The sequence below is a fragment of the Mycoplasma sp. 21DD0573 genome (assembly GCF_034863425.1).
Lineage (GTDB): Bacteria > Bacillota_I > Bacilli_A > Mycoplasmatales > Metamycoplasmataceae > Mycoplasmopsis.
The window spans coordinates 25,964-47,255 of record NZ_JAYFEZ010000003.1 but is presented as its reverse complement, the minus strand read 5'-3'; the positions used below and the strand labels follow the sequence as shown (position 1 = coordinate 47,255).

General features: G+C 27.9%; 12 protein-coding genes. 10 read left to right on the top strand and 2 right to left on the bottom strand.

The window, feature by feature from the left end; all coding sequences use genetic code 4:
- The first annotated feature begins 300 nt into the window (after window positions 1–300).
- The 10 genes from mip (at window position 301) to VBM86_RS00570 (ending at window position 17,146) form a co-directional block, all read left to right on the top strand.
- Complete coding sequence (gene mip / locus VBM86_RS00615; protein ID WP_323189519.1) at window positions 301–2,637, top strand: Ig-specific serine endopeptidase MIP; 2,337 nt, start codon at window positions 301–303, stop codon at window positions 2,635–2,637.
- Between the two features lie 19 nt (window positions 2,638–2,656).
- Window positions 2,657–4,969 (top strand): putative immunoglobulin-blocking virulence protein, encoded by a 2,313-nt coding sequence (locus tag VBM86_RS00610; RefSeq protein WP_323189518.1) that lies wholly within the window; start codon window positions 2,657–2,659, stop codon window positions 4,967–4,969.
- Window positions 4,947–6,431 (top strand): MSC_0624 family F1-like ATPase-associated membrane protein, encoded by a 1,485-nt coding sequence (locus VBM86_RS00605; protein WP_323189517.1) that lies wholly within the window; start codon window positions 4,947–4,949, stop codon window positions 6,429–6,431. The genes VBM86_RS00610 and VBM86_RS00605 overlap by 23 nt, the downstream gene beginning before the upstream one ends.
- A gap of 21 nt (window positions 6,432–6,452) precedes the next feature.
- The gene (locus VBM86_RS00600) at window positions 6,453–6,935 is read left to right on the top strand and encodes an MSC_0623 family F1-like ATPase-associated protein (protein ID WP_323189516.1); all 483 of its coding nucleotides are present in this window, start codon (window positions 6,453–6,455) and stop codon (window positions 6,933–6,935) included.
- Window positions 6,925–7,809, top strand: coding sequence for an MSC_0622 family F1-like ATPase gamma subunit (locus VBM86_RS00595; RefSeq protein WP_323189515.1), 885 nt, complete (start codon window positions 6,925–6,927; stop codon window positions 7,807–7,809). Before VBM86_RS00600 ends, VBM86_RS00595 begins: the two co-directional genes overlap by 11 nt.
- On the top strand, window positions 7,809–8,267 hold the full coding sequence (locus VBM86_RS00590; RefSeq protein ID WP_323189514.1) for an MSC_0621 family F1-like ATPase epsilon subunit: 459 nt from the start codon (window positions 7,809–7,811) through the stop codon (window positions 8,265–8,267). The genes VBM86_RS00595 and VBM86_RS00590 overlap by 1 nt, the downstream gene beginning before the upstream one ends.
- Window positions 8,258–10,216: an MSC_0620 family F1-like ATPase-associated subunit gene (locus VBM86_RS00585; protein ID WP_323189513.1), complete on the top strand. Its 1,959-nt coding sequence runs from the start codon at window positions 8,258–8,260 to the stop codon at window positions 10,214–10,216. Before VBM86_RS00590 ends, VBM86_RS00585 begins: the two co-directional genes overlap by 10 nt.
- A gap of 9 nt (window positions 10,217–10,225) precedes the next feature.
- Window positions 10,226–11,773 carry an MSC_0619 family F1-like ATPase alpha subunit gene (locus tag VBM86_RS00580; protein WP_323189512.1) on the top strand — a complete coding sequence of 516 codons (1,548 nt, stop codon included), beginning with the start codon at window positions 10,226–10,228 and terminating at the stop codon, window positions 11,771–11,773.
- A complete protein-coding gene (locus VBM86_RS00575) occupies window positions 11,773–13,131 on the top strand; it encodes an MSC_0618 family F1-like ATPase beta subunit (protein WP_323189511.1) in 1,359 nt (452 codons plus the stop codon). The genes VBM86_RS00580 and VBM86_RS00575 overlap by 1 nt, the downstream gene beginning before the upstream one ends.
- 124 nt (window positions 13,132–13,255) lie before the next feature.
- Entirely contained in the window at window positions 13,256–17,146 is a 3,891-nt protein-coding gene (locus tag VBM86_RS00570; protein WP_323189510.1) for a hypothetical protein, read from the top strand.
- A 328-nt stretch (window positions 17,147–17,474) separates the two neighbouring features.
- Here the strand turns inward: VBM86_RS00570 and VBM86_RS00565 are convergent, their stop codons facing one another.
- Both VBM86_RS00565 and VBM86_RS00560 read right to left on the bottom strand, forming a co-directional pair.
- A complete protein-coding gene (locus tag VBM86_RS00565) occupies window positions 17,475–20,453 on the bottom strand; it encodes a DUF262 domain-containing protein (protein WP_323189509.1) in 2,979 nt (992 codons plus the stop codon).
- Entirely contained in the window at window positions 20,443–21,237 is a 795-nt protein-coding gene (locus VBM86_RS00560) for a DNA methyltransferase (RefSeq protein ID WP_323189508.1), read from the bottom strand. Before VBM86_RS00560 ends, VBM86_RS00565 begins: the two co-directional genes overlap by 11 nt.
- Between the last annotated feature and the right edge of the window lie 55 nt (window positions 21,238–21,292).

The following is a 21,292-nucleotide window of genomic DNA, read 5'->3' as shown; positions in this document are numbered from 1 at the left end:
ATTTTATAAGTTCTTTAATAAATTTTTGTTTTCTATAAAACAAGTCCAAATCGGTCTAAAAAATATACTTTAAATTCATAAATGAATTTCAAATGTGTTATTATTAAGTTATAAATTATAAATATCTGAATAATTTACATAAAAATAATAAATTTATTAATCAATTAAATTGTAAAGTGTTATAATTTAATGTTAGCATCAATATATATATATATATATATATATATTGGTTATATATTTATTTTTGGATTTAAAATTAGTTTTAATTTCAAGTGATGCTAAACAAAAATGGAGTAAATTATGAAAAAAAATAAACTTAAATTAATGTTGCTTGGAACATTTGGATCAATCGTTTCAATTTCATCTTTAGGTATTTCTTGTGGACAAACAAAACCACAACCTGAAAATCCATCAAATCCTAAAAATGAGGATCCTGAAAGACCAAAAGATAGCGGTGGTAATGAGGGTCCTAAAGTTATTGTAGAACCTGAAATTCCTACAAGACCTACAAATCCAGGTGTTGGATTAAATATTCCAGGTATGCCTGAACTCTACAAAACCGATCCTGCAGCATATAAAAAGCTTTCAGAATCAGAAAAAAATGTTCTTGATTTACAAGGGTATGTAAAAGCACTTAAAGATTACCGTGGTGATTATTCATCAAAATTAGCTACTAACTTAAAATTAACACCAGAGCAAATTGAAGAATATGATCGAAAAGCTCAAGCGGCAGGTCAACCTTCATTTGAAAGTGCTGTTGTTAGAAACTTCTCTGTTGTAAATGCTGATGGAACTTTATCATTAAACCCATTAAGAGATGACACAAAAGCAGCTTACTGAGATTCAGTTCCTTTAAACAGAGGGTTACCTAGATATTTAGCTAATGAAATGTACAAGAAAACTGCTCTTCAATCTTATGCAATTAAACTTAGTAACACTAACCCATTAATAGAACAAAACAGAATGTACAATGGTTCTGCTTGAATTTTAGATTACAAACTTGATGAAAATGGATATCCAACAAAATGATATATCGGGACAAATATTCACGTTATTCAAGCATTTGCTGCATCAACTGCAAATGCATCAAGTCAATCAAGATTCAAACACATTAATGATTTACAAGCAGAAGCAGATAGCTACAATAAATACACAAAGGTGGTTAAAGATGCTGACGCAGAATACAACAAATTAATGGAAGAAGTTAATGCAAAAATTAAAGCTAAAGACGATGAAATCAAGTCATATGAAGATAAAAAATATATAGCTTTATCTGCAGGTAATCAAGCAGAAGCTGATAGATATGAAAAACAAGCTCTAGCAGTTAGAGAAAATGACTTACCACCTTTATATGCAGAAGCCAAAAGAATTGAAGTTGAAGAATGAAGTCCAAAATGATTAGCAAAATATAATGAAGCTAAAAACTGACTTAAACAAGGTGTAATAGGTGAGACTGTAAATATCCAGTTATTCCACTTTAACGATGAAACTCCAATTGACCAATGATTAAGAGTTAATGAACTTCAACCAACAGTTGATGTATTTAGTTTCAAACCATCACAAGTTAAACTAGTTTATGCCGGTCTTGACTTTTTAAAAACTAGTCCAAGAGATTACGTAGACCCAAACTCACCATTATCTGAATTGGAAGAAGCAGCTGATTTTGCTGTTCTTGAATTTGATTTTAGTAATTCAGATAATACATATGAATATAACAAAATTATTGGAGATCCACAAGACACATTTGGTGAACGGAAATCAGTTAGTTCGGCTGCCGAATTAGCTAAATTAGCTACAAGCAATTTTGCAAACTGAAATGAAAATGAAAAATTCAAGTTTGCTACAAAGAGCTTAAAAGCTACATATCAACAAGATGAAAAAACAATGATACCTAATGTTAGATTAACAAATGATAAAACTGCAAGTATTCCAAAATCAAAAATCAACTTAATTTCAGTTGCATTTCCAGATGCTAAAACTGACCACTTATTTATCCGTAAGATGTTAGAACCATCTGAAGTTGCAATTATTGACTCAGGATTTAGTCAAAGTATTTGAACCAACAAACCTGTCTATGTTGCAGAAGGTCAACAAGTTGATAAAAAAGTATTCACAAAAGAATACGGAAGTGGATGAAACAAATCACTAAGCGTAAGAAATTTCATTGATATGCCTGGTGTATTTGACATCACAATCGTTTCTCCATTAATTAATTCAAGAAAAAACGAAGGTTACAAATTTGGTGTAATTAGAGATTCTGCTTCAACTTACACAGGAGATAGATACTTAAGCTACGGATTAGGTTACTCAATAGGAGCTTGACAACCTTTATTTGGTGCATCAGGTTCATCAGTTAGAACAATTGATAATGAAATTGTTGGAATCAACTATGCAACAGGAGACTCCACAGGTGTGTCATTAACTGCCTTAACTCAAGCATTCAGATCTGAAGGCGAAACTTACGATGGTTTCTATGGTAAATATAAATTAGAACAATATGACTTAATTTACGGTGGGGGAGAAAATCAAAGATCATCATACCGTGAAGCATTACAAGAGTTATATCCAAACATTCAAACTTACTTATTCAAACAAGGGGCAAATTTAATTCCTGAAGAATACAAATTCAACAAATAATTAAAGAAAGGTATTAATTATGATTAAAGCTAAAAGAAAAAAATTAATAATCAATATTGGTGCCGTTTCTGCGCTAGCTGTTGTAGGTGTTGTTGCAGCTAAAACAATTAGTGATAATGCTAAACCAAAAACAAAAGACTTAGGAGTTATTACTCAGTCACGTGGAATCGCTACAGTCATCAATGAAAATGATGTTTTGTATAGTGATAAAAATTCTTCAAACAAAGATAATAACTTAAAAATTAAAGTCAAAATCGAACCAGAAAAACCAGCTGTTGAAAATCCAAAACCAGTAGAACCAGAAACAACAAATCCTGTTACTGAACCAGAGCAACCTGTTAATCCAGAGCCAGATCCAGAACAACCAGTACCTGACCCTGAACCAGCAAACTCAGATCCAGTAGAACCTGAACCTATTGATCCTACTCCTGCACCTGATCCAGAACCAACTAATCCAGAACCTGTAACCCCAACACCTGCGCCTGATCCACAACCTGACCCAAATCCTGCTCCAAAGCCAGAGCAACCAAAGGAACCTGAACCAGAAGATCCTGATAAAGCAGATGATGGCGTTTATACAGAACAACCTAAAAATCCAGAACCAGAACCTGAGCAACCTACAGATCCTATTATTGAACAACCAATTATAGTGACTCCTCCAGAACCAGAACCGGAACCTGAACCTGAGCCAGATCCGTCTACAGAACCTTCAAATGCAATCGAAGGTTACGCTAACCCAGAAGCTGCAAAAGATTTAGATTTTGCAACAATGAAACCTAAACCTATTGACAAAGTTACAAAAGTCAAAGAGGAAATGAAAAGAGAAATTAGAGAAAATCTTTCTGTTATTAAAAGCATATTTGACAAAAATCCAAATGATTTAACAGAAGCTGATAAAGAGCTTTTAAACAAGAGTATCATTAAGATTGCTAATAACAATCCTCAAGCTAATTATGGAGATAACGCAGATTTCTCATATCTTTTTAAATTACTTAAAGATCCTCAACAAGCATACGCATTTAAGATATCGCTTGAAACTATAAATAGAGAACTTGAAAGTTACCTTAACAAAGGTATGGTCCCAGGTTTCCATTGAGGTGACACAGGATTTGGTAGCTTTGCACATGTTAACTTAGAAGATAATGTTGTTCGTAATGAATACATAGCAAGACATAAAAATTCATATTTTGCTTACGAATCACAATATCACAGAAATTCAAAACAAATTAGAAACTTTGAATATGAAGGGTTCTCTAAACAAAATAAAACTTCTGAATATTCAAGATATGGAGCAGGTACTGATAAAGGGATTGAAATTTATGAATACAAACCAGAAAGTGCTATTGCAAAAGAAAAAGTCAAAACAAACAAAGTTATGGCAATTCTTGATGCAGCTAACACAAAAGGTTACAATTCATTCTTAAGCTTTTTAGATAAAGTTAAAAAAGCTAACAAACAAATTGATGTACTTGTAATTAAAAATATGGGTCTTAAAGACAAACGTCAAGAATTTAGACACATTTTAAGACAACTTCCTGAATCAATTCAAAAATTAACTTTATTCTTTGAAGGTAAAGATACAACTTCACTTATTGCACTTAAAGATAAGAGAATCCAAGAATTAGATCTTTACAGTTCAAATGACTTATTAAGTAAAGATTGAGGAATTGACCCTATTGCATTACGTGGTGTAAAAAATATTACATTTGACTACACATTTGCAGCTATGCAAGATAACACGAATATGCCAGGTTCAATTGTATTTAACAGACTTAGATTTGATAAAGATGATACATTAGAAGAAATCAACGAAGGTCTTGATATTGCTTTCAAAGATAGATACAATGAAAGAATTTTCCAAGGAGAATTCGGAGATGGTTCTTGACCTACTTGACTTGATTTCTCATTAAACAAAAACATCAGAAGTCTTGAAGGAATGCGTTTTCACAATAGAGTATTCAAAAACTTAACTCTTTACAATAACACAAATACATTCACAGTTAATGCTGACACGTTAGCAGCTCAACAATGATCTGCAATGCTTATCAAAGGGCCTGAAAGACCTAAATTACATTTTGTTAGTCCTGTAGAAGTTAACACATTGTACATTCAAGGTAATGCACGTGACTTAGACGATAACTGAGGTCCAGAATTATACGGATTAATTGAATCAGGTAAAAATGTATTTAGAACAATTTACGTAGATAACCAAACAATGGCTGACAGATTAAATCGCTCACAAGCATTTACTAAATTTGGTAAAACAGCAGTAGTTAAATCAGCTAACTTTGATCCAAGTGGAGGTGGCGATGCAGAAATCTCATTCAGTTAATAGTAAAACCAATTTATTACAGTTAAACTGAAGTAAAGAAAATGTTCTTAAATTAATTTCACTTGTACTTTCGTTCTTGTTAATAAGCTCAATTGGAATTGTTTTCAATTACTTTATTAACAAAGGCAATCAAACAGGAATTGATTATTCAATTCTGTTTGACAGAAGTTTCAAAATAAATTCAAGTATTAACTTCTTTGTTTTATTCAACTTAACTTTATTATCATTGCTGATTATTATCGCTATGACTAAGAGTTATTTTGTCATAAACAAAAATAACTTGAAGTTTTCAAGTTACATCTACTGATATGTTGCATACATTATTTATGCACTTATTACATTTGGGTTTTATACTTTTACTTTTATAACTACTACAAAAGATACTTCTGCAAAATGATTAATTTATAACTCATTTTTACTTATACCACTTTTAGTTATTGATTTAACTTTTGATGTATACACACAAATTCAAAAATCAAGAAATTTTTCAATTAACATCAAGAAATTAGTTTTAGATTCAAGCTATACTATAATCAAATACGTTTTACTCGGAATTGGATTAGCAATGCTTGTTTTAATGGTTAATAATGTTCAAGTTTCAAAATCAAAAGATGGAAGCATTGAAACACAAAGAATTGTTGGTATTTTTGTAAACAACGTTTACATTAATAAACTAACTAGAATTTTCAGTGAAAATGCAGTTTACAAAAACTTATCTATTTTTGGATTAGTTTTTGCACTTATCTTGCTTCTAAGTTTAAAAGTTTATTCAAACATTTCGAACTTATCAAGTGTAGTTTACAGAAACAGTTTATTTGGATCACTTACAAAATTAATTCTTGCATTTATCTTACCTGTAATGTTCTTTGCAATTTACACACTTGCAAAATACGCTTACAAACCAATCGATATTAGCGAAGATACAACCACAAAAGTTGCCTTATTTGCTGTGTTTATAGCATTAGTTGTAATCTTAAATGTACTTGTAATTGCAAGTAGATTTACAAAATTCAAAAATCAATTATTAACAAACAAAACAGCATTTGTAATTTTAGAGTTAGTTTCATTATTTGTTTTATTAGTTGCAAATACTCAATTAAACTACTTTCACAGATTAATTGTCAACTTATTATTCTTCGTTTTATTTGTAATTAACTTTGGATTAGTTAAATACAATAAAGCTAATAAATTAAATAATTTAGAAAATGCAATGCTTTTAGCTATGTTAGTTTCTCTAACAATTTCATTAGTGTTTAGCATTTCTTTACACGCTACATTAAGTAATGATATCTGAGCATTATTAGTGCTTACAAAGAATTGAGATATAGTGACAATTTTTACACTAGTCACAATTATGCTTTATATTCTATTTGCACTTTCATCTATAGCATATACTGGATTTATCAAGATATTTGCTTTGTTTTATGAAAAAAGAAAACACTTTACAAAGAGAGGTAAATAATTTATGTTTAAGAAAAATAAAATGAAAAATAAAGAGCTTTTAGCATACTTAGAAAAAGCAAAAGTTTATCAATCAAAATTATTTGCTGACTTTGAAAGATTTAAAAGCAAACCGACTTATGTTTCAAATGAAAGTTTCTGAAATTCATTTTTAATTGAATACAACTTAACTGAAAAAGATTTAAAACCTTTAACAGATAGTATTCAAAAATGAATTAGCAGGAAAAATAATCTTTTATTAGATAAATTTGTTATCACCTGAACTATTGATTCAAAATTTAGTTTATATGATCAAATTCCTAAAACTGAACAAAAACAAAATGTTTCTGTATCAGATACAATACTTAGAAGCTCTGTTTCACAATTGAACTCAGACTTTAATGGATACATAAATAAACTAATTGAAGAGAATTACATTATCGAATTTATACCAAGTGTTCTTTTATTAAAAGAAAACAATGTTTATAAATTATTTGTAGGTCCTGGAATTATTAATGAACAGTAAAACCATTGAATCAAAATACAATTCTCTTAAAAAGATTTATAAAATCGTTGAATCAAAGAAAAATATTACTTTAGTTAACTTACTTAGACTATCTAAACAAATTGGTTACTGTTTAGATAGAGCTAACTATTCGAAATTCATAATTGAACAAATTATTGATAAATATTCAATCAATGATTTTGCTCTTAATAAAAAAAGTGACTTGCTTACTTTAGGTGGATTAAAAACACTTTGAATTTACATTACAGAAGAAGAAAAATATAGTACTAACTCATATCAAAAACACGAAAAGTACTTGCTCCAAGCTATCAATAAATCTAACGATAGTATTATTGCTATCGGTCAAAAAGCAATTAAGTTTGCTAGTGACAACGGATTTAATATCTTATTTAGCTTCGAGAAAAATGAAGTTGATTACTTAAATGAACTACTTCCAAAAATCATTATTAACAACTTCAAAATTAATGATTATGCAAACTTAAACTTTGTAATTAACTCAACAAAGATTAAAGAAAAACATATTCAACTGCTTCCTGTAAATATGAATAATTTCACACTTAAACACCATCAACACAGTCAATTATTGAACTCAAATATCAACACTCATAAAATCTCACAAGATTTAAATGAGTTTATCGATTCAGAAACTGAGTCTTACTTAAACTTTGCTATTTCTTCACTTTTAACTGAGTCAGCTTTAATTTATGAAAAATATAAGTTAGTTGCTCATAATAGTACTCTTAATGATTTAGAAGAAAAAATCAAATTCCAAAAAAGACAATTCTTAAAAGTTAAAAGAGAAAAAGAAATTGAACAAATATCAATGCTTAGCAAGAAAAAAGACTTATTACACGAAATCAGAAAGGGGAACTAATGATTGATTTAACTTTAATATCAGCTAAAAATGTTAAAAGACATCTTAAGATTTCTGAATTAAAAATCAATCATCAATTAAAAGATAGTTGACAAAAAGTTGAGAAAAACACAATCACAAGTCACAAAAAAGTTTTATGTTCACTTAAAACAAATTCAAAAGAATACTTTTTAATATTTGATTCATTATTTGTCCAAAGTAATGAAAATCAAATTGTCCTTTTCTACAATAATTCATTTGATACTTTTGCCCAAGATGACAAAAATAAAACCCAATTACATTCATTAAATAAAAAATACAAAGAAATTAAAAAAGAACTGCTAAAAACAAAATTTGCTTTATATGCTTCTAATGACATTGATTTAATCAACAGATTAGAAAAACTAAAAATAAAAGCATTCAAGCTTAAAGCTCAAATTTACTTTTCATTATTTGAAAATGAGGATTTATGAAAATAAGAAGATGACTTAAATTAGGGGCTATTTCTTCTTCATTAGTATTACCGCTTTCGGTTATTTCAGCAACTACAACTGAAAACGAAACAGCAAGTGGTACAACTGAAACAGAAAAAGAACCTGTTGCGAATTTTCCTGAAACAAAGGAAATGCAAAAAAACATTTTCAATGAAAAATTACCATTAGTCCTTGAAGAGTATATTAAAAAGCTTGAATTAGAAGTAGCAGATTATGAAAAGCAAAATTTAGCAGAACCAAATATTGATCATTTAAAAAGAATTACTTACTATAAAAAGTTTGTAAATTATTTAAAGGCTAAAAAAGATCAAATAGTTTCAAACCCAATTGAAAATGGATTTAACATCATTTTCCCTAATTTACTAACAAATGAAACTTACAAATTAGGAGACATAACTTACTTTAAAAATGATTTTGGACCAGTTATGATTGGTGAAGCTGCACCAGATAACTACGAAAAAGTAAGTGCTATAGACACAGAAGGAACAGTTGCCATTCCTGAAGAAGCAAAAGTAATTAATAATCAACTTACTCAAAGTGCGATTTTAAATCAAACAAATAGCTATATTGAATCACTATCTTCATCTTGAAGAGATATTCTTTTAGAAAAAGAAGACTTTCCAAAATATGCAAAAGATGAAGAAGTTTTCAAAGTCTTAGATGACAATGCAAAATTAGATTTAAATGTACCTAAAGGTTTTGAAACTTGGGATGCTTATTTCTTATCAGTTCTTAATAAGAGAACGATGAAATTCGACATTGAGAAAAACAAAGAATTCAATGAAGTTGAAGAACCAACTCTTCCAATCTTACCTGAAGAAAAAATCGAAGAAGACCCAATTGTAGTTTCAGTTGCTGAAGAAAACGTTCCTAGACTTTCTCCAATACTTACAGGTGACTACATCAACACTTCAAATTCAGAATTAATTAGTTTAGTAAATTCACAAAATGCTAAATTCAATAATGAAGCAGTTTTCTTCTTTAATCCATTATTAAAATTACTTAAATACAACGTTACAGGCTTAAGAGAAGAAGGTGGTAAGTTAATTGCATCAATTACTTTAACAAATACATCAGATGAGAAACAAACATCTTATGAACGTGAAGTGACTAGATATTCAGATGCACAATATGCTCAATCAATGCAAGTTGTAAATAATGCAATCGAATCTTCGATGTTAGGTTACTATGATGCACTTGGAATTACCAAAGATTTAGTTTTTGAAAAACTTGGAAATAGAAGACTTCAAGAAATTGTCTTTGACCAAATCTTTGTTGCAGTAAAAATTATTAACAATCAACAATTCTCAAACATCATAAATGATGCAGTTGAATACTACAAGGATGTAACTTTTAAAAATGATAAAGGTGATTTAATCAACTTATCATTATCAGAAGACTCAAAAGATGCATTCACTAACTCTATTCACGCACAAACAATTAAAGGAAGAACCTACTTTAATTTATTGACAACTGCATATAAAGACTTATATAGCGAGTTTTCAAAACAAATTTCAGTACCTGAAATTAAATCAGTTATTGAAGCTAACTTAAATTCTTTTAATTTCACATTTAGCGATGTTAACGAAGCGCTATCAACTTTAAGAGACTTAATTTTAGACTTAGACAGAATTGAACAAGTAAGCACATTTAAAAATCAACAATTTCAAACTTTCAACGTAAAGTTAGAACAAGTTCAAAAACAATTCATTAATTTAGGTATCGTAACTCAAAATAAAAACATCACTAATGAAAGCGAAAACATCAGAGCACAATACCAAAAAGCTTACAATGAATTGATTCTTAAAGAAAATCTACAATCAACAAAAAACACAAACATTGTTTTAATTACAATCGGTACACTTATTACACTTTTATTAATTGGAACAATAATCATTAGCACTTTAAACAAAAAGAAAGCTAATTTAAAGTAAAGGAAGAACATGGAAAATAAATTATACATATCAGCCATTTATGACTATGTTGTTGAAATAAGTGGCCAAACAAATTACAAACAAAATGAAATTTACCATTTAAAAGATAACAAAGATGCTTTATTGATGGTAATTTCAGCAACAGAAGATCGTGCTTTTTGTTTAATTAAACAAAATCCTGAAGAATATAAAATTGGTACAGAAGTAATTAGAGCTAAAGTTGATACAAAAGTTAAAACTGCAAAAAACTACTTCGGAAAAATCATTGACATTAACGGTGACATTTTATTCCCTGAAGTTACTAAAGAAAAATTTGAATTCTATGAGCAAACTTCAGAAATCTTTAATGTTAATAACAACTTAATGTCTTATATGCCTCTTGATGAGCAATTAAAAACAGGTTACTCAGTAATTGACTTGCTTATTCCTGTTGGAAAAGGACAAAGAGAACTTATTATTGGTGATAGAAAAACTGGTAAAACATTTATTGCTTTAAACACAATCATTAACCAAAAAGATAAAAATGTTAAATGTATTTATGTTGCAATCGGTCAAAAACAAAGCGAAATTGCAAATGTTTACAATTTACTTAAAGAATATGGTGCTGATGAATACACAATCATCTTAACTGCAAACAGTGATAAACCATATGAACAATATTTAGCTCCATATATTGCTATGGCTCACGCTGAAAATGTTTCTTATGAAGATGATGTTTTAATTGTGTTTGATGACTTAACAAAACACGCAAACATTTTCAGAGAAATTGCTTTATTAATCAACAAACCAGTTGGTAAAGAAGCATTCCCTGGTGATATGTTCTATGCACACGCTAGATTACTTGAAAGAAGTGGTAAATTCCATAATAGAAAATCAATTACTGCTCTTCCAATTATTCAAACAGTTGATAACGACATTACATCTTTAATTGCATCAAACGTTATTTCAATTACAGATGGTCAAATTGTTACAAACTCAGAATTATTTGCACTTAACAAATATCCAGCTATCGATGTTAACTTATCAGTTTCACGTATTGGTGGTGGAGTTCAAAACAAATTAATGAACCAAAGCGCAAAAATTGTTGGTAAGTTATACAGATCATTCAAAAAACAAGCTAAGCTACTTGCTGTTAAATACGACCTTAATGATGACATTAATTCGCTTATGTTAGGAGGAATCCAAATTGAAAAAATGTTTAATCAAAAAGGCGTTTCATCATACGATGAAAAAGACATTTACTTAATTTCACGTATCATTCAATGAAACTTATTAAACAACTTATCTGATTGGCAAATTAATCAAGCAATCAAATTCATTATTGAATACGAAAAATCTAATGCAACTTGCAAGAAAGTTGTTGAAGATTTAATTAACGATACAACTAAAGATCCTGAATTAGTTAAAAACTACTTTGCATTCTTACTTATCAAATATTCAAATAAATTCAATCTACAATGACAATTACCTGCTGCTAAAGAATTCTTAACTACTGATGAAAAACTAATGGAACAAATTCACAACAAAATTAAAAATGAATTAAAAGGAAGTAAATAATGAGCGCTAAAATAACAAAATTATGAAGTGATGTAATTGAAATTCAATTCAAAAACGAAAAGTTACCAGCTATTAATTCACTTCTTAAAAGTGACAACGATTCATATTTATTAGTTAAAAGAATTCTTAATGAAAATACTTTATTAGCAGTTATTGTAGACTTAAAAGATAACTTATCAATTGATGATAAGATTGAAAAATTAAACCATTCATTTATGGTTCCTGTTGGAAATGAAGCAAAAGGACACATTTACGATGTGCTTGGAAATAACTTAAGCTCACCTAAAACAAAAGTTACAAAAACAGTTGAAATGGATTCAACAATTGTAACAAACATAAACTACGAAAAAAGAGCACAGCTTTTAACAACAGGTATTAAAGCTATCGACTTTTTCGTTCCTATTTTAGATGGAGATAAAATCGGTATCTTTGGTGGAGCTGGAGTTGGTAAAACTGTTTTAATGAAGGAAATTATTTTCAACCTATCAAAACAAAAAACTAACACATCAGCTATCTTCATTGGTTCAGGGGAACGTTCAAGAGAAGCTATTGAGTTATACAATGATTTAACCGAATCTAACTTAATGCAAAATTCAACAATGTACATTTCAAGAATGAATGAAAACCCAGGTTCAAGAATGAGTATTGTGCCAGTTGGAATTACTGCTGCTGAATACTTAAGAGACAACAATAAAGAAAACGTTTTATTATTCATTGACAACATTTTCCGTTTCTTACAAGCTGGAAATGAAGTTGCTGCATCACTTGATAAAAAACCATCGATTGGTGGATATCAAGCAACTTTAAACACTGAAATTTCACAAGCTGAAGAAAGACTTTATACAAATGAAAATGGTTCAATCACATCATTCCAAACAGTCTTCTTACCAATGGATGATTTATCTGACCCATCAGCTGTTGCTGTATTTAACCACTTAAACTCTTCACTTGTGCTTTCACGTGAAATTAGTGCCAAAAACATTTTCCCTGCTTTTGATCCGTTGGTTTCTTCATCTAACAACGTAAATCCTGAAATTATTGGTTCAAAGCATTATCAAGCTATTTTAGACACAAAATACATCTTACAAAGATATAAAGAAATTGAAGATGTTATGCTTATTTTAGGATTTGATGAGTTAGATGACGAATCAAAAACAATCGTTAAAAAAGCATTACAGTTACAAAACTTCTTCTCACAAAACTTCTTTATGACTGAACATTTCACATTAAGAAAAGGGGTTTTTGTACCTTTAGATCAAACTGTAGATTCAGTTGTTAGAATTATTAATGGTGAATTTATTGATGTAAATCCAGAAAAATTCGCTTACATTGGTTCAGTAAACGACCTTAAAAAATAATCAAATTTGCAAGCTACTTTTAGCTTGCTTTTTTGTTGATTTCAAGCTCAAAATTTATTTTATTTTTTTAATAATATAAAAGTGTTAATTTAGTATATTTAAAAATAATAAAAAGGACAAATTTATGACTAGTAAAACTTCAAAAAGAAATAAAAAGATTATTATACTTTTAGCATTCACAGGAGTACTTGGAGCAGTAACTGCACCTGCTGTGTATTTTGGTCTAAAATACACAAATAAAACTGAAGAAACTGTAAAAGTGATATTAAGAAACGCTTATACCAGGGATGAAGAACCTGAAACTCTTAAGAGTATTGCAAAAAAAATCAATGGTAAATGAGAAATCACTAATCCCGATCCGGAAAACTATGTTTTATTGAATAAATACGGGGGAGTGGTTGATAAGTTGATAAGAGATGAAGCTCCAATATCAAATGAATTTATTAAAATATGACCTAAAAATTATGATGTACAAGTTTCAATAGCAAGAAATGAATTCGACCATGACTGACAAGATATTAAAGATTTCGAAATTCAAGTTAATTATCAAGATGACGAAACAAGAATTAGTGAACTTATTGAACAAAAATTACCAAGTGACGTTAAAGTTTCATCAATTTCAGATGTAACTCCTTGAACTTCAGAAATTCAAATTAAAATTGTTGAAAATAGAAAAACTATAACAATTTACTTTAATGATTCACATGGTGTTATTAAAAAAAGAGAGGAAAGAATTCCTGCTAAACAAAATTCAATTGTTATAAGTTCAGATTCAGTTCCTAATGATTATGTTCTAGTTGATTCAAACAAACAAATCTTGGATAGTGTTACAGTGAATGAAATTACAAATAATACTATTAACTTAACTGTGCTCCCTAAAAACTATGAAGTTAGAGTTCATATTGATCAAAATAACTCTCATAGAGATGATATTTCTGACTTTAATATTTTAGTTAACTATCAAGATGATGAAACCAGAGTCAAAGAATTAATAGAGCAACATCTTCCTGTAGATGTCAAAGTTAGTTCAATTAGTGATGTTAAACCTTGAGTTGAGACATTTAATGTTAATATCGTTGAAAACAGAAAAAATGTAACAATTAATTTTGTTGATGCTAATGGTTCTGTTATTGGTACAACAACACAAAGAATAAATATGGATGAGAATCAATTAACTGTTTACAACAATATAGTTCCTGATTCTTATGTCTTAGTTAATTCGAATAAAGAAGTAATTGAAAGTGAAGTTATAGACCAAATAGTAGATAATTCAGTTAATGTTTTAGTTTTTCCTAAAAACTATAATGCACAAGTTAAAATAGTCAAAAACGAGTCTCATAAACAAGATATTCAAGATTTCGAAATTCAAGTTAATTATCAAGATGATGAAGCAAAAATTAGTGAACTTATTAAACAAAAATTACCAAGTGACGTTAAAGTTTCATCAATTTCAGGAGTAACTCCTTGAACTTCAGAAATTCAAATTGAAATTGTTGAAAATAGAAAAACAATAACAATTAACTTTAAGGATTTAAACAACGATATTGTAGAAATAACAACTCAAAAAATTAATATGGATGAAACTTCAATTACAGTTTCAAATTCATTAATCCCAGATGGTTATGTATTAACAAATTCAAATAAACAAGTTGTAGATAGCGTAACAATAAATCAAATTGAAAATGATACTGTTGATGTTAAAGTTTTACCTCAAAACTATAGCGTGCAAGTTGTGATAGCTAATAATGAATCACATAGACAAGATATTAATGACTTTAACATTGATGTTAATTATCAAGATGATGAAACAAAAATTAAAGACCTTATTACTCAACAATTACCTACAGATGTAAAAATTAAATCAGTTTTAGGAATTGAACCTTGAGCTACATCAATAAATCTTGATATTATTGAAAATAGAAAAACAATAACAATTAATTTCAAAGATTTAGATAATAATTTAGTTTCATTAACTACTCAAAAACTTAATATGGATGAAAACTCAATTACTATTGAAAGTAATTTAGTTCCTAACTCATATGTCTTAATCGATTCTAATAAAGAGGTTATTCAATCAGTAACAATTGATCAAATTCAAAATGATGAAGTTAATGTAGTGATAGCTCCCCAAAGCTATACAGTTTTAATTAATATTGTTCAAAACAATACAAGTGATCAAATTGATAATTTTGATGTTCAAGCAACTGCTCAAGATACAAAAGATAATTTAATTGAGTTAATTAGAAATCGATTAAATTCTAAATACTTATTTGAATTAAGTGGTGAGTGAAATAAATTTGATAAAGTCGCAAACATAATTGTTAATGCTGCTCAATCTGCCGAAAGTAAAGATGATTATGTTGCATACATAAGAGAAAATTTAAATTCATTAAATAAAGTAAAACAAAATGAATCATTATTTAGTTCAGATCAAATTACAAACTTTGATTTATCTACTTTAGATGATTATGAAAATAAATCATTAGATGAATTAAAAACTCTTAAAAATGAAGTAGAAAATATCATTAATGTTGCTAATACAATTGCAACAGAAAAAGTTAATGATGCATTTGAACAAATTGTTCAAATCTCTAACAATCCAGATAATTCTAAGTACTACTTAAAAGATTTCTTAGTTGATAAAGAAAACTTATCATACAAATTTGAGCACGACACAGATAAGGTTGAATTCTTTATTTCTAGATTAGATGAAATTAAACAAATTAAAGCTAATATTGATGAAAGAATTGATAAAGGTAATTTACTAAATTACTTAACAACAAACATGCAATATGCAACATATTTAGTATTGAATTGTCTAAATAATGCTGATGATGGATATGCAGATTATGTAATTGGTCCTAGAAAAATATTTGAAGGATCATTTAAATTGTTATCTATTGATAACACATCTAAATATCAAACTCTTTCAATTCGTGATTTAAAACCTTTATTTGATTCAGGTCTAATCACACTTCAATACAAAACTCGTTTAAGAGGACGCAATAATGATCCTTACATTAGATTAGATAAAAGTTCAATTGATTATGATAATGAAGTTGTTACATTTGAATATAATCACGATGACAATGAAGAGAGGCTTCTTAAATTAGAAATTTTAAATAACCAAGGAAACTATCCTTATTTAGCAACAACATTTGTTAAAGAAGATAAAAGCCCAATAGCGAACTATTGAGTTAAAACAGGTGTAGTTCCTGATTTAACACCTGCTGCTTCAACTATTGTTCCTAATTCACTTGATGATTATTGATTATTCCCTAGAAAATATGAAATCAAATATAAAGAAAGATTTTTACAAGATGGAACAAATAATGTGAATAAAAACTGATTAAATAATGTAATTAACAGCTATGCAAATGGTGCTTGAAATTACAAGATTTCTGATGGCACGGCATTTAATTATCAAAATGCTTTATGAGTCGCATTGCTTCAAGCATTTGTTAAAACAAATATAACAAGTGATAAGTTTAATATTGATAAAAATACATCAGTCTTCACAAAAACATTTACAGAAGACAACTCATTTACATTTGTTTTAAACGCAACTGCATCTAAAAACTCTTCAACAAGAGATTTTGCAAACATTGGTGGAGCATTCTTTGAACAATTAATTGACTCATCAACTGCAAGACACATTGATTTTGTAACTGGAGACAAAATTAGACTTGAATTTGATTTAGATAATTCACGTTCTTGACATCCAAGTATTCCAGGAAATACATTGCCATCAGTTATTTCAAATAACTTAGGAGACTTTTCAAAAACTGCAAAAGCTTACAATTTTAATGGTTACTTCCCAATTAATGCAAGTTACTATGGAGATTTAAGACTTAAACTTTATGTAAATGATAATCTCATTTGAAATGCTTCTACACTAGATGGAACACAAAGTCATATTCTTCCAATCTTTGTATTAGATAAATGAGATATTCCAGACTCAGATAGAAAATACGTTTTAGTATATACAGCTGGTTCAAAAGTAGCAATCGGATAATAATGTGCAAAAAATATCAACTTTATTACGAAGTTGCAATATTCCATATTTATGATTCAATCACAAGCTTTTTGCTTGTGATTTTTTATAAGAAAAAAGAAAAAACCATATAAAAGATATGGCCGTTCTTTATTGTAGTTGAAACTTATAAGTGGTATATATCAGAATTGTTCAGGTTGAAATTTTATATTAGAAGCTTTTGTCTCTGATTTTTTGTAATGAATAAATATATCAAAGATATGGTTTTGGTTTGAGTTATTAGAATTTTATCTGGTAGTATTTTGTATATAAAAATCACAAGCGTAAAAGCTTGTGAAAGTATAAAAAGTTATAGTTTTGTTTCGTCATTTTCTAGATACATTTTAGTGAATAATTCAATGTATTGATTTGTTTTCTTATCGATATTCTTAAGTGACTTATGTATGTTTTCATTAACTCATTCTTTTGAGTCATTTTTATCAATTTGATTAATTCATTTTGTTGTTAATTCAGAGCTATTTAAAATGTATTTATCGTTAGCATCTATATAACCGTGTTCTGTGTAATTATTGTCATTTTGTGATCTATAAGTTATATTTGCATCATTACTTTTTTTCCTATTTTCGCTCTCTTCTAGCAATGATAAATTACCCATCTTGAAAATATAAGGTTTAACTTCATCTCATTTTGTAGCTTCTAATTTCTTTTGAATTGTAGATTCCTTTGCTATGTTGTGATCTAAATCACAAGAATCTAAAAATCGATTTCAATCAAGAGATTGATTCAATTTCATATTTGGAAACATTGACATATTGTTTTTTAAATAGTAATTAACTCTTGCGAGAAAAATTTTAATGTATATATTTTTGCTATTGCCACTATCATCTGTGCTTGAAAATTTGCTATGTATGATTGATTTCAAGTTATTCAATCTAATATCGTCTATATTAAAGAATTTGCTATTTCTAATAACATTTTTAAATCTCTTAGAATAATCTATAGTTTCTGCTTGATTTAAATTTATGTTAAGAAGAAGTGATTTGAACACTTCGGTCATTGATTGCCCCTTGAAATCAAGTAATTTTCAAACTAAAATAGCTTTTTCTAAATATAGAAGATAATTTTTTATTATATTTTCCTTGATTATGTTATTCGATTTGTCGTCATTTTTTCTAGCGCAAAAGTAATTATTGTTTTCTAGAATATCTCAAAGTATTGATTTTGTAACATCCAATTTACAAATTCTCAACATAAATTTAAATAGTGAATTTTCTTCTTTAAATCTTGTTAATTCTTTAACGTTTTGGAAGTACGGTAATGTCCTATTTTCTTCAGGTAATGTTAAATAGATAAAAATTGCAAAGTATTTATAAAATACTTGAAGAACTTTTTCAATATTATTTTTTGAATGACATAGATATTCAAATACGAATTGAAGCTTTTGTTGATTTATTTTATCCTTTTTATTATTATTTTTATCAATTAATTCAATCTTTTCGGCATTATCATCAAAATAACTACATTCTTTGTTTGATTTAATGAGACAATGGTTGTTTTCACATTTTGAACTTCTAAGTTTTACAATTCTAAAGTATATATGCTCAGTAAAATCGTTAAAATGATCATTGAATTTATCTATTTTCTTATTATCTTTGTCTTCTGATTTCGTAGGAATATATTTGTCAAAAAGTTTTTTTCTTATATCCTCAATTACAACAGACTCATCTTTAAATTCGCTCGTAAGAAATGAATAATCTTTAGATTTTAAGTCTATGAGTTTGTAATAGACAAAGTTTATAAATAATTCGAAATTAGTTAATTGCACACCTGTAGAGTTAAGTGTTTCAAATAATTCTTCGGGATTAATTTTATCAACAATAGTGACTGTAAGATATGAGCTATCTAAAAATCTGGTTGCAAAATCATTAAGTTTAGATAAGTTTAAATCACCATGAATATCAAGTGCATAACCTATAATGTAATTCTCGATTTCTTTAAAAATGTTATCATCAACCTTGTTAATTAGTTGTCCTATATTCTTCAAATGTTCATAATTATTTGAACTTTCATAAACAGATAAATGAGGTTTGTTACGATGATGTTTAATCAAATTATATGCGTGTCAAAATATGAATGACAATCCTTTGTATTTATTTAACTCTTTAGTTAATTTCTCGCTTCATTCGTTTTCTGGACGTGATGGATCAATTTTTAAATACATTTGACCCATTGTTACTTTTCATAAACATAAAACAATAATTGAAATAGTTAATGTTCTTTGTTGACCGTCCAAAAGTGAGTATTTGTTATCTTGTAGTTTATAGAAAATAACGTTGTTTAAATAGTAATTTTTATTTGAGTGAGTACTAAATAATCTATCAAGTAGCTCTTTAATATTATCGAATTTTCAAACATACTCTCTTTGATAAGGAGGTAATTCAAATTTTATTGTTTCGCGAAGCATTTGAACATAATCTCTTATTGATGCTAATTTTGAATAAGAGGTTTTTAATTGTTGAGTTTCATTATTTATAACTAGATTTTGAAATTTATCTACTAAGGATGCATTGATTTTTTCTATTAATGTATCTAAACATTCTTTATTTTCATTAATTTTAACTTCGTTTTGTCTAATCTTGTCGATGAATTGAGTATATGGAAAGATGAATTCAATTGATGGATTTTTACCAATATTTGAAATAAAGTTTTTTAATGCATCAAAAAGTTGATTTGACTCATTTTCTGAAAGAAATTCTGAGTAATTAGGTATATAAAAATAATAAAGTCTAATATCAAATTTTTTATTCTCAGAATTTGAATTAACAAATTTCATATATTGATATTGTGAGAATACAAAAGAAAGTCAAAAGCTTTGTTCTGAATCATCGAAATCTACAAATTCAGTTTCCATAAGTTTGTTTTGGATAAATTCATTTAGTATCTTAAGTGAAATTTTATAAAGTTCGGTGATTTTATCTTTAAGTTTTTTAAAATCTAAAGTGACTTCATAATATTTTGATGTACCATTTAATGATTTATTAATATTAAATTCCTTTTTGAAAAGAAAATATACAATTCTTAAATATTGGTCAATTATACTATTAGAGACATTTGAGGATTTATTTTTTGATCTGTACAATGTAAATTCAATATCATTAACATTTATTTCATTTCTTTCAGGATATATTTTAAAGATTAATTTGTTTTTACTTACACTTTCATAATCTAACTTATTACAAATCTCATCAACGTTGTCTTTTAATTGATCAAGATAGCGAATCATCGCTGTACCAATTTTTCAGAATTTAACTTTAATTTTATCTTCCATCACGACCTTCTTTTTTATCTTTATCAATGTAGTCAACAACTTGATTAACCATATCAATTATCAATTGATGTGGAATTTTGCTTCTTTGAGCATAAGAACCGTGTGACATATGTTTGCTTTTTTCAGCTCTCTTTTCTGACTTAGAAATTAAATGTAATTTAATGTTTGATTTAAATATTGTGGGTTTTAAAGAGAATCTACTATCATATGCTGAATAAGTTGATTTATTTTCAAATCCCATAAAATCTCAGTGATTTTTTTGAAACTCTCAAGTCTTTGATGTAGAAGGGTTTTCGACAACTCAAACTTTTGGTTTGAATGTTCTAATTATTTTGATTGTTCCACCAACAGTTGCTTCACCTAAAATTCTTCCTCTTTCTTTTTGTTCAAAGTATCTTCTTTTAACCGGATGGCAAGTTTTGTTGTATTCATCATAAAATCTTGAATTTTTAACAACTCAATTTCCATTGTTATCGATTTTTCTAAACATTTTCCCGTTACAATCTGCTCCAGATCAGCTTTCACAAGGTGGAGATGCTAATATTATGTCTGGTGAAGGTAATTGTTTTAATTCAGAAATTAAATTAAAGTTTGTAATAGATAAATCAATTCTATGATAGAAGTATTTATCACTTTTTGGAAATGATATGTCGTTAATTCCGACGCTATGAACTTCTAAATCATATTTTTCGTTTTTTCAATGTTCCTTAATTGCATTTTTATATGAACTTTCTGCATCATCATATAGAGCTCAAATAACTAATTTTTTTATTGCCTTTTCCATAATAAGTTGATTATATATATAATTTTGAGTTGCTGATATCACAAGCAAGTGGTGG